Origin of the sequence: Lacisediminihabitans sp. (assembly GCF_036569425.1) — a bacterium.
Taxonomy (GTDB): domain Bacteria; phylum Actinomycetota; class Actinomycetes; order Actinomycetales; family Microbacteriaceae; genus Lacisediminihabitans.
Genome location: NZ_DATCQQ010000080.1, coordinates 1 through 15137, shown reverse-complemented (window position 1 = coordinate 15137; position 15137 = coordinate 1). Strand labels below are relative to the sequence as shown.

Annotated in this window: 13 protein-coding genes and 1 pseudogene; 13 read left to right on the top strand and 1 reads right to left on the bottom strand. The window is 68.2% G+C overall.

The window, feature by feature from the left end; all coding sequences use genetic code 11:
* Positions 1-38 precede the first annotated feature (38 nt).
* From VIM54_RS14070 to dapF, 10 genes are all read left to right on the top strand, one after another.
* A complete protein-coding gene (locus VIM54_RS14070) occupies positions 39-2792 on the top strand; it encodes a DNA translocase FtsK (RefSeq protein ID WP_331902246.1) in 2754 nt (917 codons plus the stop codon).
* Between the two features lie 51 nt (positions 2793-2843).
* Complete coding sequence (gene pgsA / locus VIM54_RS14065; RefSeq protein ID WP_331902245.1) at positions 2844-3440, top strand: CDP-diacylglycerol--glycerol-3-phosphate 3-phosphatidyltransferase; 597 nt, start codon at positions 2844-2846, stop codon at positions 3438-3440.
* Between the two features lie 33 nt (positions 3441-3473).
* Positions 3474-3959, top strand: coding sequence for a nicotinamide-nucleotide amidohydrolase family protein (locus VIM54_RS14060; protein ID WP_331902275.1), 486 nt, complete (start codon positions 3474-3476; stop codon positions 3957-3959).
* A gap of 163 nt (positions 3960-4122) precedes the next feature.
* On the top strand, positions 4123-4431 hold the full coding sequence (locus VIM54_RS14055; RefSeq protein ID WP_147783118.1) for a helix-turn-helix domain-containing protein: 309 nt from the start codon (positions 4123-4125) through the stop codon (positions 4429-4431).
* Between the two features lie 140 nt (positions 4432-4571).
* Entirely contained in the window at positions 4572-4796 is a 225-nt protein-coding gene (locus VIM54_RS14050; RefSeq protein ID WP_331902242.1) for a DUF3046 domain-containing protein, read from the top strand.
* Between the two features lie 295 nt (positions 4797-5091).
* A complete protein-coding gene (recA, locus tag VIM54_RS14045) occupies positions 5092-6252 on the top strand; it encodes a recombinase RecA (protein ID WP_331902241.1) in 1161 nt (386 codons plus the stop codon).
* Positions 6253-6255: 3 nt separating this feature from the next.
* Positions 6256-7053, top strand: coding sequence for a regulatory protein RecX (locus VIM54_RS14040; RefSeq protein ID WP_331902239.1), 798 nt, complete (start codon positions 6256-6258; stop codon positions 7051-7053).
* A 62-nt stretch (positions 7054-7115) separates the two neighbouring features.
* Complete coding sequence (gene miaB / locus VIM54_RS14035) at positions 7116-8666, top strand: tRNA (N6-isopentenyl adenosine(37)-C2)-methylthiotransferase MiaB (RefSeq protein WP_331902237.1); 1551 nt, start codon at positions 7116-7118, stop codon at positions 8664-8666.
* Positions 8653-9582, top strand: coding sequence for a tRNA (adenosine(37)-N6)-dimethylallyltransferase MiaA (miaA, locus tag VIM54_RS14030; RefSeq protein ID WP_331902235.1), 930 nt, complete (start codon positions 8653-8655; stop codon positions 9580-9582). Before miaB ends, miaA begins: the two co-directional genes overlap by 14 nt.
* A complete protein-coding gene (dapF, locus tag VIM54_RS14025; RefSeq protein WP_331902233.1) occupies positions 9575-10450 on the top strand; it encodes a diaminopimelate epimerase in 876 nt (291 codons plus the stop codon). The genes miaA and dapF overlap by 8 nt, the downstream gene beginning before the upstream one ends.
* Position 10451: 1 nt before the next feature.
* On the opposite strand, the gene VIM54_RS14020 is transcribed toward dapF, so the two are convergent.
* Positions 10452-11060, bottom strand: coding sequence for a class I SAM-dependent methyltransferase (locus VIM54_RS14020; RefSeq protein WP_331902232.1), 609 nt, complete (start codon positions 11058-11060; stop codon positions 10452-10454).
* A 42-nt stretch (positions 11061-11102) separates the two neighbouring features.
* Here VIM54_RS14020 and hflX point away from each other — a divergent pair, with 42 nt between their 5' ends.
* From hflX to VIM54_RS14005, 3 genes and pseudogenes are all read left to right on the top strand, one after another.
* The gene (gene hflX / locus VIM54_RS14015) at positions 11103-12656 is read left to right on the top strand and encodes a GTPase HflX (protein WP_331902231.1); all 1554 of its coding nucleotides are present in this window, start codon (positions 11103-11105) and stop codon (positions 12654-12656) included.
* Between the two features lie 192 nt (positions 12657-12848).
* Complete coding sequence (locus VIM54_RS14010) at positions 12849-13832, top strand: methylenetetrahydrofolate reductase (RefSeq protein ID WP_331902230.1); 984 nt, start codon at positions 12849-12851, stop codon at positions 13830-13832.
* A pseudogene (locus VIM54_RS14005) lies at positions 13829-15137 on the top strand (5-methyltetrahydropteroyltriglutamate--homocysteine S-methyltransferase); the annotation flags it as partial. The gene VIM54_RS14010 and the pseudogene VIM54_RS14005, both read left to right, overlap by 4 nt.

The window sequence follows — 15137 nt, the reverse complement described above, 5'->3', positions numbered from 1 at the left end:
CTACGGGGTCTGACGGACCTCCGCGCTACCGTTGACGCATGGCTACGAGTACCAGGTCGACCCCGCGTGCGCGCACCACGCCGCCGCGCGCTCCGAGCCGTGCCACCGGCAAGGGCACCACCCGCAAGCTCCCGGTGGCCAAGGCGGTGCCGGTGGAGAAGCCCGGCCTCTTGACCGTCGCCTGGCTCGGGCTCGCCCACGTCGTCGGCGGGGCCGCGCGGGTTCTCGGCAAGGAGACTCTCGCGAAGGGCGAGCGCCGCGACGGCGTGCCGTTCTTCGTCTTCGTGCTCGCGGTGGTCGGCGCCGTCGTCGAATGGTTCAACCCGGCAGACCCGGTGGCCATCGCCCTCGACGGGTACACCTTCGGCGGGCTATTCGGCCGAGTGGCCTTCGCGCTTCCGGTGATCATGCTGCTCTTCGCGGTGTGGCTGTTCCGGCATCCGTCGTCCGTGCACGACAACGGCCGCATCGGAATCGGCCTCGCCGTGCTCCTGACCACGGTGAGCGCGCTGTGCCACATCTTCGGCGGCCAGCCGCAGCCCTCGGACGGCATGGAGGTGCTCGCCCGGGCGGGCGGTATTGCCGGCTGGGTGCTCGCCGCGCCGCTGCTCGCGGTGGGGACGGCCTGGCTCGCGGTGCCCCTCGTCTCCCTCCTGCTGCTGCTCTCGCTCTTCATCCTCACCAAGACCCCGCCGAACCATGTCGGCGCGCGTCTCCGGGAGCTCTACTCGTACCTCTTCGGCGCCCAGTTGCCGGATGCCGAGGAGCGCGCAGCAAAAAAGAGCGACAGCGTGGCGTTCGGCGACCTCGATGACCTCGGCATCGATGCCGAGGACACCGCTTCGCTGCCGTGGTGGCGCCGAAACAAGACCCAGCGCGAGGACGACCCGGCCTTCGACAGCCCGGTGCTGACGCACGACAAGAAGGGCCGTGACCTCAACGCCACCGAGGTGATCGACCACACCCGCCACGACGACGAGGAGTTCGGCGTCGAACTGCTCGAGGAACTCGTCAACGCCGAGAACGCCGTCAAACGCTTCACCGGGGAGGTGGCCCCCGTCACCGGGATCACCGACGACGGCGGACCGCTCATCGCCGAGCTTCTCCCCGGATTCTCGGACAAGGCGTCGACCAAGGGCGGCCTGGGCGAATTCGACGACGCCGCGATCGCCAGGCGCGACGCGCAGCCGACCGCACCGTACCGCCTGCCCGCCGCCGCGACCCTCCAGCCGGGCACGCCGCCCAAGTCGCGCTCGGAGGCGAACGACGTCATCGTCGCCTCGATCACCGAGGTGCTCACCCAGTTCCAGGTCGACGCGCGCGTCACCGGGTTCAGCCGCGGCCCGACGGTCACCCGCTACGAGATCGAGCTCGGGCCGGGCGTCAAGGTCGAGCGAGTCACGGCCCTCACCAAGAACCTCTCATACGCCGTCGCCTCGAACGAGGTGCGCATCCTCTCTCCGATCCCGGGCAAGAGCGCGATCGGCGTCGAGATACCCAATGCCGACCGCGAGATCGTCTCGCTCGGCGACGTGCTGCGGTCGAAGGCGTCCACCTCGAGCCAGCACCCCATGACGATCGGACTCGGCAAGGATGTCGAGGGCGGTTTCGTCGTCGCCAACCTGGCCAAGATGCCCCATCTTCTCGTCGCCGGCTCCACCGGTTCTGGCAAGTCGAGCTTCGTCAACTCGATGATCACCTCACTCCTGATGCGGGCGAAGCCCTCCGAGGTGCGCATGGTGCTCATCGACCCGAAGCGCGTCGAGCTCGCGCCGTATGCCGGAATCCCTCACCTCATCACGCCCATCATCACCAACCCGAAGAAGGCGGCGGAGGCTCTCGCCTGGGTGGTGAAGGAGATGGACATGCGGTACGACGACCTCGCGAGCTTCGGCTACCGCCACATCGACGACTTCAACGCGGCCGTCGTGGCAGACGAGATCGTGCTTCCGGCCGGCAGCGAGCGCTCGCTCAAGCCGTACCCGTACCTGCTCGTCGTGGTGGACGAGCTCGCCGACCTCATGATGGTCGCCCCCCGCGACGTCGAGGACTCGATCGTGCGCATCACCCAGCTCGCCCGGGCATCCGGCATCCACCTCGTGCTGGCCACCCAGCGTCCGAGCGTGGATGTCGTCACGGGCCTCATCAAGGCCAACGTGCCGTCGCGGCTCGCCTTCGCGGTGTCGAGCATGACCGACTCGCGCGTGATCCTCGACCAGCCAGGGGCGGACAAGCTTATCGGGCAGGGCGACGCGCTCTTCCTGCCGATGGGAGCGTCGAAGGCGATCCGCGTGCAGGGCGCGTGGGTCACCGAGAGCGAGGTCGCGGCCGTCGTGCAGCACGTCACGCGCCAGGCCCGCCCCGACTACCGACAGGACGTGGCCGTCTCGGCGGAGAAGAAGAACATCGATGGCGACATCGGCGACGACCTCGAGCTTCTGCTCGCCGCGGCCGAGCTCGTCGTGAGCACGCAGTTCGGGTCCACCTCGATGTTGCAGCGCAAGCTCCGGGTCGGCTTCGCCAAGGCGGGCCGGCTCATGGACCTCATGGAGTCCCGCGAGATCGTCGGGCCCTCCGAGGGTTCCAAGGCGAGGGACGTGCTGGTCGCGCCGGAGCAGCTCGCCGGCGTGCTCGCGCGCCTGCGGGGCGACGACTGGCCGACCAGGATGTCGGAGGCGCCCTCGGCAGACCGCTATTCGGCCGATCCCGTCGGGGACATGACGAGCGGTTACGATGAGGTGGACGGGTCGTCGGACGACGAAGACGCCTGGAAGCTGACCGGCAGGGAGTAACTCGTGGCGCTGCCAGCACCTCAAGAGCCACCAGCCAAAAGACCGAATCCCATGCGTGGGCGGGTCGCGCGCAACGGCGACACCCCGGCGAGCACCGGAAACGTGGCGAACATCATCACGGTCGTTCGCATCTTCATGGCTCCGGTCTTCATCTGGCTGCTGCTCGCCGACAAGGGAGAACTCGGGCCGCTGCGCTGGGTGGCAGCCGCGCTCTTCGTCATCGCGATCGTCACGGACACGGTGGACGGCATCCTCGCGAGACGGCAGAACCTCGTCACCGACTTCGGCAAGATTCTCGACCCGATCGCCGACAAGGTGCTCACCGGCGGCGCCCTCGTCGCCCTCTCGATCCTGGGCGAACTGTGGTGGTGGGTCACGATCGTGATCCTCATCCGCGAGTTCGGCATCACGATCTTCCGGTTCGCAGTCATCCGCACGCGGGTGATTCCCGCCGTCGCGAGCGGAAAGCTGAAGACGGTGCTGCAGGCGGTGGGAATCTCCCTGCTCCTCTTCCCGTTCTGGACCATCGTGGGCGTCTGGGCGCTCTGGCTCGGCTGGATCGTGATGGCCGCCGCGCTCGCCCTCACGGTGGTGTCGGGCATCGACTTCTTCGTGAAGTACCGTCAGCAGAACCGCCAACAGGCCTAGCCGGTGCCGGGATCCAGGGCCGGGGACCGGGCGATGACGGATGCCGCCGCCGTGATCGCGGCCCTGGTCGACCGACGGCTCACCGTTGCCGTGGCGGAGTCCCTCACGGGCGGCCTCCTGGTCGCCGAGCTGATCGGTGTTCCCGGCGCGTCCGCCGCGGTGCTCGGCGGCGTTGTGGCCTACAACACCGAGCTCAAGGCCACGGTGCTCGGCGTGGACGCCGAACTGCTCGCGGAACACGGCCCGGTGCATCCGGAGGTCGCCAGGCAGATGGCCGACCGGGTGAGGTCGGTGCTCGCCGTGGGGGGAGTTCCCGCCGACATCGGGCTGTCGACGACCGGCGTGGCCGGCCCGGACCCGCAGGGCGGCCAGCAACCGGGGGCCGTCTTCATCGGAATCGCGTTCGGGCCGACGGTCACCTCGCTCCGCCTCGACCTGTCAGGAGACCGCCAGGCAATCCGAACCGCGGTCGTCTCCGAATCCCTCGCACGGCTCAGTGAAATGCTTCGCGAGGCCTGAGATGTCTGGCGGGAATCTTTCGCGTTTCAATCTCGTTACATAGCAGTGATTCACAAGCGTCACACAGTCCATGCTGGTTAGAGTTTGCATAACGGAGGTTGTAGTGTTACACAACCATCGGCAAGGTCGATCCACAGGTCGCGTCATAGGAGAGGAGGGTCCAATGGTTCTAGTTCGTCAAGAAATCGGTGACGTGCTCCGGGACTTCCGCCTGCAGAAGGGTCGTACTCTTCGTCAGGTCGCGAGCAAGGCAAGTGTTGCTCTCGGCTACCTCAGCGAGGTAGAGCGGGGCCAGAAAGAGGCCAGTTCCGAGATTCTCGCTTCGGTTGCGGATGCACTCGAAACGCCGATTTCAGTCATCATGCGTGAGGTGGGAGACCGCCTCGCCGTAATCGAGGGAATCAACGTGATTCCCGACACGGTTCCCGACGACCTCGTCGCGGACTTCGACGCGGGCTTGGTTGCCCGCTAAAGGACTTTGAGTCGATCCGGGACGGTGTGCCCGGGTCGTGAATGATTGGATGCCCGGCTCGCGAGAGCCGGGCATCCTCACGTTAAGCCGCGCGGGCGTCGCCGACGTGCCGTGCCCGATTGACCGGTTAGGTTGTACGAATGCGTTTGAGCGAGTTGTGGACCGCCGTCGGCGATGAGTTCGGCGAGTCCTATGGCCGCACGCTGGTGCACGACCTCTCGCTCGACGAGTTGGGTGGCCTCACCGCCGAGCAGGCGATCGCCAAGGGTCTCGATGCCCGGGCGATCTGGCTCGCTCTCTGCCGAGCCGCCGATGTGCCGGAGAACCGCTGGTACGGGGTCGGCCAGCGTACGCCGAAGCCCTGACGCGGGTGGGCGCGTTCGACGGTCCTGCTTCGAACACGCGCGACACGCCGGGAAGATACATTCGAACATCTCTTCGGATGCGCGTAGGCTCCTGCACAGCGGATTATGCGATCGAGTTCTGCACCTCGCACACGGCCCAAAGGGGAATGTCCCCGGCCGCGCGTAGTGTCGGATTTGTTGGAGAAGCCGCCAACACCAGCCTTGTCGCAGGTCGGTAGAGCCTTGCAGGATCGGTTCTCCCGACGAAACGGCAGCCTATAGGCGCACCGATACGAGTCATACAAGGAGCATGGAAATGCCATCAGCAGCCGATCGCGAAAAGTCTTTGGAAACCGCCCTCGCCCAGATCGACCGTCAGTTCGGCAAGGGTTCGGTGATGCGCCTGGGCAGCGACGAGCGTGCCCCCGTCGCGGTGATCCCCACCGGCTCGATCGCCCTGGATGTCGCGCTCGGCATCGGTGGTCTCCCGCGTGGCCGCATCGTGGAGATCTACGGCCCGGAGTCCTCGGGTAAGACCACTCTCACCCTGCACGCCATCGCCAATGCCCAGGCCGCAGGCGGTATCGCGGCATTCATCGACGCGGAGCACGCGCTCGACCCCGAGTACGCCAAGGCGCTCGGGGTGGACATCGATGCCCTCCTCGTCTCCCAGCCGGACACGGGGGAGCAGGCGCTCGAAATCGCCGACATGCTCATCCGCTCCGGGTCGATCGACCTCGTGGTGATCGACTCCGTCGCTGCTCTCGTCCCGCGTGCGGAGATCGAGGGCGAGATGGGTGACTCGCACGTCGGCCTCCAGGCCCGGCTCATGTCGCAGGCGCTGCGCAAGCTCACCGGCGGGCTCAGCCAGACCAACACGACCATGATCTTCATCAACCAGCTTCGCGAAAAGATCGGTGTCTTCTTCGGCAGCCCGGAGACCACAGCGGGAGGCAAGGCGCTCAAGTTCTACGCGTCGGTGCGACTGGACATCCGCCGGATCGAGACCCTCAAGGAGGGCACGGATGCGGTCGGTAACCGTACGCGCGTGAAGGTCGTCAAGAACAAGATGGCTCCGCCGTTCAAGCAGGCGGAATTCGACATCCTCTACGGCACCGGAATCTCGCGCGAGGGCAGCCTCATCGACTTCGGAGTCGAGCACGAGATCGTGCGCAAGTCCGGCGCCTGGTACACCTATGACGGCGACCAGCTCGGACAGGGCAAGGAGAACTCGCGCAAGTACCTCATGGCGAATGCGGCGGTCGCGAACGAGATCGAGCAGAAGATCAAGGCGAAGCTCGGCATTCTGGGCGACGCCAAGGCCGCGGCTGCGGCCGCGGCGCTCCAGGTCAAGGCGGCGGCCGGAGCCGAGGCCGCCAGCGCCAAGGCCGCGAAGAGTCTCGCGGTGAGCGCGGGCGACCGTGAGGTGGCACCCCTGTCGACCGCCGCGTCCAAGCGCACCGCGGTCGGGGCGTAGGTCATGTTTTCCGGCGACGGCGGCACCGGTGCGAAGCTGGCCAGGGTGACCTACCTGCCGGGCGTCGTGCCGCCGTCGCCGGAGGCCAACGAGGCGCGCGATCTTGAGGCGTCCGAGCTTGTCGAGGTGCCCGAGCCTGTCGGGCGGAGGGCGGGGCTTCCCGATTTCGCCACCTTCTTCGGCGAAGACTCCGCCGAGAGCTCCTCCGAGAGCCCCGGGGAATCGCCGGAGCCCGAGACCGAACTGCCGGAGCCCGAATCGCCGGAGCCCGAGACCGAACTGCCCGAGAAGGGCGGGCGCGCCACCCCGGAGGTTCGGGTGGAGAACGTGAGCATGCACGCGCTCACCCGGCGGGGAATGTCCCGCTGGGAACTCGAGAAGACGCTCCTGTCGCGCGAGATCGACGAGCAGACCGTCCTCACCGAGCTCGACCGCCTCGAGGCCGTCGGACTGCTCGACGACGCGGCCCTCGCCGAGACCCTCGTGCGCACCCAGCATGAGCGCAAGGGCCTGGGTCGCGGAGCCCTCACGGCGGAGCTGCGCCGACGGCACATCGACCAGGAGCACATCGCCTCAGCGCTTGAGCAGGTGGACGACGACGACGAGCAGTCGCGCGCCACCGAACTGGCGGTCAAGCGCGCCTCCCAGCTCAGCTCCTACGACCTCGACACGGCGAAGCGACGCCTCACCGCCTTCCTCATGCGCAGGGGCTACTCGTCGTCCGTCGTGCGCGCCGCCACCGACGAGGCCCTGTCGTCACGGTCCGGCGCGTCACGGTCCGGCGGCGTTCGATTCCGTTAGGCCGGCTGCGCTGGGTCGGACCAGTGGGGCCGGCGCATCACCGGCGTTAGGCTGGATGAATCATGACCATGACCGCGTCCGTGCGCCCCGAACTCGAGGCGAAGACACGCACCTACGAGGTGCGCACCTTCGGCTGCCAGATGAACGTCCACGACTCCGAGCGCCTCAGTGGCTCGCTCGAGGCGGCCGGGTACGTGAAGGCGAACGGCGAGCAGGCAGACGTCGTGGTCATCAACACCTGCGCGGTTCGAGAGAACGCGGACAACAAGCTCTACGGCAACCTCGGCTACCTCGCCTCGGTCAAGCAGAAGCACGAGGGCATGCAGATCGCTGTCGGCGGCTGCCTGGCCCAGAAAGACAAGAACGTCATCCTCGAGAAGGCGCCGTGGGTCGACGTGGTCTTCGGCACCCACAACATGGGCTCCCTCCCGACGCTGCTCGAGCGGGCGAGGCACAATGGCGAGGCGCAGCTCGAGATTCTCGAATCGCTCGACGTCTTCCCGTCCACCCTGCCGACGAGGCGTGAGTCGACCTACAGCGGGTGGGTGTCCATCTCGGTCGGCTGCAACAACACCTGCACGTTCTGCATCGTTCCGGCGCTTCGCGGCAAGGAGAAGGACCGTCGCCCCGGCGACATCCTGGCGGAGATCCAGGCGATCGTCGACGACGGCGCGATCGAGGTCACGCTGCTCGGCCAGAACGTCAACTCCTACGGTGTCGAGTTCGGCGACCGGCAGGCCTTCGGCAAGCTGCTCCGCGCCGCCGGGCAGATCGAGGGGCTCGAACGGATTCGTTTCACGAGCCCGCACCCCGCGGCCTTCACCGACGATGTGATCGACGCGATGGCAGAGACGCCATCGGTCATGCCTCAACTGCACATGCCGCTGCAGTCCGGATCCGATTCGGTGCTCAAGGCCATGCGCCGCAGCTATCGGTCCGAGAAGTTCCTCGGGATTCTCGACCGGGTGCGCGCCCGCATTCCCCGCGCCGCGATCTCGACCGACATCATCGTCGGCTTCCCGGGCGAGACCGAGGAGGACTTCCAGGACACCCTGCGAGTCGTGGAGCAGGCGAGGTTCGCCACCGCCTTCACGTTCCAGTACTCAATTCGGGAGGGAACCCCGGCCGCGACCATGGACGACCAGGTGCCCAAGGCCGTCGTGCAAGAGCGCTACGAGCGCCTCGTCGCGCTGCAGGACCGCATCTCCTGGGAGGAGAACCAGAAGCTCGTCGGCACGGAGGTCAACGTTCTCGTCGGCGCGGAGGGGTCGAAGGACGCCGCCACCCATCGGTTGTCCGGTCGAGCCGAGGACAGCAGACTCGTTCACTTCGAGGTGACCCCGCACAGCGAGATCCCGCGGCCGGGCGACGTCGTCACGGTGCGGATCTCCGATGCCAAGCCCTTCTACCTCCTGGCCGACTCGCTCGACGGTGCGCCGCCCCGCATCCGCCGCACGACCGCCGGCGACGCCTGGGACCGTGCAGGCGCCGAGTCCTGTGGAGTGCCGGCGCCCTCCGGCGGTGCGAGTGCACCGGGTCGCGTCTCCCTGGGGCTCCCTGGGCTCCGCGCGGTGACTATCCCCCTCTACGACGTCACCGATGGGCAGCGCTAGCGGCCTGCTCGTGGCCGTGGTCGGGGCAACGGGCACCGGCAAGTCGGCTCTCTCCCTCGATCTCGCGGAGGGCCTCGCGGCGCACGGGATGCCGGCGGAGATCGTCAACGCCGACGCGATGCAGCTCTACCGGGGCATGGACATCGGCACGGCGAAGCTGCCGGTGGGGGAGCGGCGCGGAATCGCCCACCACATGCTCGACGTGCTCGAGCCGAGTGACGAGGCGAACGTGGCTGCGTACCAGTCCGATGCCCGCGCCGCGATCGACGACGTGCGGCGCCGGGGCGCCATCCCGATCCTCGTCGGCGGGTCCGGCCTCTACGTCTCCTCCGTCGTCTACGACTTCCGTTTTCCGGGGACCGATCCCGTGATCCGGGACCGGATCGAGAGGGAGCTCCTCGAGTCGGGGCCCGGCCTGCTGCACGCGAGGCTTCGCGAGCTCGACGCGGAGGCGGCAGCCGCCATCGGCCCGCACAACGGTCGGCGGATCGTGCGCGCTCTTGAGGTGATCGAACTGACGGGCGAGCCGTTCGGTTCGGGTCTCGGTGCGGAGGCCCGGCAGTGGGCCCCCACCGTGATGATCGGTGTGTCAGCGCCGCGGGCGGAACTCGTGTCCCGGCTCGACGATCGCGTGCGCGGCATGTGGGCGCACGGCCTCGTAGAGGAGGCCGCGGCCCTCGTGGAGCGCGGAATCGGGGTGACTGCGTCGCGCGCAATCGGCTACGCGCAGGCCATCGCGCAGGTGCGGGGGGAACTGTCGGAGGGCGAGGCCATCGAACTGACGGCAGCGCTCACACGCAAGTACGCCCGTCGGCAGGTCGGCTGGTTCACCCGCGATCCGCACACCCGCTGGTTCGCCCACGACGACCCGGAACGAGTGGCGAGCGCCCTGCAACTAGTCTTGAGCCATGCCTGAACTGCACTTCACCAAGGGCCACGGAACCGGCAACGACTTCGTGTTGTTCGCCGATCCGGACGGCCTCATCGACCTCTCGCCGGAGCAGATGGCGGCGATCGCCGACCGGCACTTCGGCGTCGGTGGCGACGGGATCATTCGCGCGGTGCGGTCCAGGAGCCTTCCGGACGGGGCGGCGGCCCTTGCTGAAGACGAGTCGGCGGAGTGGTTCATGGACTACTACAACGCCGACGGCTCCCCGTCGGAGATGTGTGGCAACGGCATCCGTGTCTACGCGCGCTTCCTCGTGGACAACGGGCTCGTCGAGCTCGGCGCCGGGCAGACGATCGCGATCGGCACACGGGGCGGGGTGCGCGACGTGCAAGGCAACGCCGGCGGCTTCCAGGTGGACCTCGGGCGCTGGTCGCTCGACGGCGGCGAACCGCTCGTGCGGGCCAAGAACCTGCAGGTGGCGCGTCCTGGACTCGGCATCAATGTCGGCAACCCCCATGTCGTCGTCGCGCTATCGAGCGATGCCGAACTCGACTCGGCCGACCTGAGTTTCGTCCCGGTGCTCGAGCCCGAGGCGCCGGAGGGTGCGAACGTGGAATTCGTCGTTCCGCTCGAGCCGCTGGTGAAGGACGGCGTGGGCCGCATCCGCATGAGAGTGCACGAGCGGGGGAGCGGCGAGACGCTCTCCTGCGGCACGGGTGCCGCTGCCGCGGCGCTCGCCACGCGTCACTGGGCGGGGCCGGGAGCCCCCAACCAGTGGAAGGTCGAGGTGCCGGGCGGCACCCTCGGTGTGCGGATGTGGGCGGCGGAGGACGGCGAACACGTCTCCCTGAGCGGGCCGGCCGACCTCGTCTTCGAGGGCACCCTGCAGATTTGAGCTAGCGGCGGCGCACCCTCAGCACCCGGTAGCCCTTGTTGGTCGCCGCGCGCACGACGGAGAACTCCGCCGGCAACGCGCCCTCGAGCCAGCGGTGCAACGAATCTGACCCGAGGTTGCGCTGCACGACCAGCCAGGCATCCGAGTCCGGTTCGAGGCGCGGGAGCCACATCTCAAGCATGCTGTGCAGCTCGTCCTTGCCGACTCTGATGGGCGGATTCGAGCGGATGGTCGTGAATTGCACGTCGGCGGGAACATCCGCGGGCTTGCAGGCGTTGATGTTTGTAATGCCCAACTTCTCCGCATTTAGCCGCACGAGTTGGAGGGCGCGTTCGTTCACGTCCACGGCCCAGACCGTGGCGTGGGGAGACGCGAGCGCGAGCGTGAGCGCGATCGGCCCCCACCCGCAGCCGAGGTCGAGCAGGTTGCCGCCGGGCGGCGCCGGAGGGACGTTGGCGAGCAGAACGCTCGTGCCGACGTCGATGCGTTCCGGACTGAAGATGCCATTCGAGGTCGTGAGATCGCGGAGTTCGCCGGCGAGCGGTACCCGGATCTGCCGATAGATGAGTTCACTCTCTGGAGTTTCCGAGAAGTAATGCTCATTGGCCATGGAGAGAAACCTACCGAAATACGAGGAGCTAGGGTTAACCAGATGATTGAGAGTGAAGGCGTGGGCCCGAACGAGGGCGAGACGGACGGCACGGACGTGCTCGATCCGATCGATCGCGTTCTCGCGCGTGCGGCATCGCGTTCCGCCGGATTCACGCTGTTCTCGAGCGGCGGAGCACAGGCGCTCCAGACCGAGTCGGTCGGCCACGAGTCCTTGAGCGACGGCGACCAGTTCGACCGGGAGGACCGCCAGGCGTTGCGGCGTGTCGCCGGGCTCTCGACCGAGCTCGAGGACGTGACAGAGGTCGAGTATCGGCAGCTGCGCATCGAGCGCGTCGTGCTGATCGGCATCTACGGCCAGGGCAACGCCGCCGAGGCCGAGAATTCCATGCGCGAGCTCTTCGCGCTTGCCGAGACCGCGGGCGCTATCGTGCTCGACGGCCTCCTCCAGCGGCGGGCGACGCCAGACCCCAGCACCTATTTCGGCAAGGGCAAGGCGCTCGAGTTGCGGGATGTCGTGGCGAGCGTCGGGGCCGACACGGTCATCGTCGACAGCGAGCTCGCCCCCAGCCAGCGGCGTGCGCTGGAGGACGTGGTGCGGGTCAAGGTGATCGACCGCACGGCAGTGATACTCGACATCTTCAGCCAGCACGCGAAGAGCCGGGAGGGCAAGGCCCAGGTCGAGCTCGCGCAGCTCGAATACCTGTTGCCGCGCCTGCGCGGCTGGGGCGAGTCGATGTCCCGCCAGGCCGGTGGCCAGGTCGGGGCAGGCAACGGAATGGGAAGCCGCGGACCGGGTGAGACGAAGATCGAGCTCGACCGCCGCCGCATCCACACCAGGATGTCCCGCCTGCGCAAGCAGATCCTCGGCTTCAAGCCGGCCCGCGAGGCCAAGCGTGCCAACCGCAACCGCAACTCGGTGCCGTCCGTGGCGATCGCCGGCTACACGAACGCCGGAAAGTCGTCGCTGCTCAACCGCATCACGAGGGCGGGCGCCCTGGTGGAGAACGCCCTGTTCGCCACCCTCGACACCGCGGTGCGCAAGAATGTCACTGAGGACGGCCGCGGCTACACCTTCACCGACACCGTCGGCTTCGTGCGCAACCTGCCCCATCAGCTTGTGGAGGCGTTCCGCTCCACGTTCGAGGAGATCGCGGATTCCGACGTGATCCTGCACGTGGTCGACGCCTCGCATCCGGATCCGGCGAGCCAGCTCGCCACCGTGCGCGACGTGATCGGCGAGGTCGAGGCGAGGCACATCCCCGAGATCGTGGTGTTCAACAAGAGCGACCTCATCGACGACGACCAGCGGCTCGTGCTGCGTGGCCTCGAGCCGAACGCGATCTTCGCGTCTGCCCGCACCGGCGAGGGAATCGACGAGCTGCTGGCGGCGATCGACGCGGCGCTGCCCGCGCCCTCGATCGAGCTCGAGCTGCTCATCCCGTACGACCGGGGCGATCTGGTCTCCTCGCTGCATGACAACGGCAAGATCCTCGAGACGACGTACGAAGAGAGCGGAACCCGGGTGGCGGTGCTCGTCACCGAGGAGCACGCCGCAACGCTCCGGCCGTTCTCCGTCGCGCGGGTGCCCGCGTAACACTCGGCAACAGACGCCCGGTCTTGCTAGGCTGACTTACCACTCGTCCGGGCGTGCCCGGCGACGGTGCGACAGCCGAGCCCGGCACCCGCCCACAGGAGGCCATTGGCCCCGCATTTCTGCACAGAGATGCCCTGTGGGCCCGAATGCGGGCCCCAGGACATCCACACCACGATGGATTGGACCTGAGGCGTGACGAACACGGAGGCGCACGGTCTCGAGCGGGTTCCGTTCTCGTTCGAGCTCTTCCCCCCGCGTTCCGATGCGGCGGAGCACAACCTGTGGCACACGATCCAGCAGCTCGCGGCGGCGGGGCCGGACTTCATCTCGGTGACCTACGGGGCGAACGGATCCTCGCGCCAGAGTTCGCTGCACGTCTTGCGGTACATTCTCGAGAACACCTCGGTGAGCCCGCTCGCCCACCTCACCTGTGTCGGGTCCTCGCACTTCGAGGCCAACCGGCTGGTTCGGGAGTTCCTCGATGCCGGCGTCACGAGCTTCCTCGCCCTGCGCGGCGACCCGCCCCGCGGTGCCGTCGAGGGCGACCACTTCCTCGGCGATCTCGGCAGCGCGTCGGAGCTCGTGCAGCTGATCCACCGCGTGCAGACGGAGCGAGCGCAGTACGCGACGCTGCGCTCCCGGAGCGCGCACGGGGTCGGCCAGATTCCGACGAGCAGGGCAAAGGTGCGGGTGGCCGTCGCGGCCTTCCCGAACGGGCATCCGCGGTCCAACAGGTCGAACCAGGACATCGACACGCTGCTCGCCAAGCAGGTGTCGGGCGCGACGATGGCGATCACCCAGCTGTTCTTCCACGCGGACGACTACCTGCGGTTCGTGGCCGCCGCGGTCGCCGCGGGGGTCACGATCCCGATCCTGCCGGGGATCATGCCGGCGACGAACCCGGCTCGGCTGTCGCGCATCCTCGAACTCACGGGGGAGCGGCGGCCGGAGAGCCTCGCACGCCGCCTCGAGTCGACCGAGTCCACCGACGAGCAGCATGCCATCGGCGTGGAGCACGCGATCGGGCTCGCCACCGAGGTTCTCGACGGCGGAGCCCCCGGACTCCACCTCTATCCCTTCAACCAGCACCAGGCGGTGTTGTCCGTGCTCGAAGGAGTCGGACTCACCACCGCAACACCATCCACCGCTCGAGCGAACATCAAGGAATCAGCATGACTGCGCCCTCATTCCCCACCGGCAGCATCCTCGGATACCCGAGGATCGGCCGCCGCCGCGAACTCAAGAAAGCCGTCGAGGCCTTCTGGGCCGGCAGCATCACTGCCGAGGAGCTGGAGTCGCGTGCCGCCGAGCTGCGCCGCGTCACCCGCGAACGGCTCGCGTCGCTCGGCCTCGGTGCCACGGATTCCTCGATTCCCGAGGCCTTCTCTTTCTACGACCAGGTGCTGGATGCTGCAGTCACCGTCGGCGCCATCCCGACCCGCTTCGAGTCCCTCGTGCGCGCCGACGGCACCATCGACCTGGCCGGATACTTCACGATCGCCCGCGGAGAGGGCAACAACACCCCGGCCGAGATGACCAAGTGGTTCGACTCGAACTACCACTACCTCGTTCCCGAGATCGGGCCGGAGACCAGGTTCCACCTCGCCTCCGACCGGCTGATCCGCGAGGTTGCCGAGGCGACGGCCTCCGGCTACCGCACGCGCCCCGTGATCGTGGGCCCGGTCACCTTCCTGCTGCTGAGCAAGGCGAGCGAGAGCGCGCCGGAGGGATACCAGCCGCTCGACCGCCTCGACGACCTCCTGCCGGTGTATGCGGAGCTGCTCGCGGCCCTCACCGCGGTGGGCGCAGACTGGGTGCAGCTCGATGAGCCGGCCCTCGTGAGCGAGAGCATCGAGGTGCCACGCGCGCAGGTGCTGACGGCCACGAAGCGTGCGTACGAGACCCTCGGCGCCGTGCCGGTGCGACCGCAGATCTTCGTCGCTGCCCCGTACGGCAGCCTCGACGACGCGCTTCCCGTGCTCGGCGAGACTCCCGTCGAGGCGATCGGGCTCGACCTCGTGCGTGGCTCGCTGCCGACGGGGTTCCACACCGACAAGACGCTCGTCGGCGGCGTCGTCGACGGCCACAACATCTGGCGCGGTGACCTGGCCGCCGCGTTCGACTCGCTCGAGGCGCTCCGCGAGCTCTCGCCCAGCGTCGCCGTCACGTCGTCCACGAGCCTCTTCCACACCCCGCACGACGTCGCGGACGAGCCGCTGCTCGACGAGCGCCTCACGAGCTGGCTCGCGTTCGCCGACCAGAAGGTCGCCCAGATCGCGACCCTCGCGACGGGCCTCGCCGAGGGCAGGGACGCCATCCAGGACGAGCTGGACGCCGCATCCGCGGCCCTGGCGGACCGCCGTGTCGCCCCCGGCGTGCGCGACGGCGACGTGCGGGCGCGCGCCGCGGCGCTCACCGATGCCGACTTCGCGCGCGGCGACTACGCCGAGCGGCTCGCCGCCCAGGAGGCCGCGCTGCACC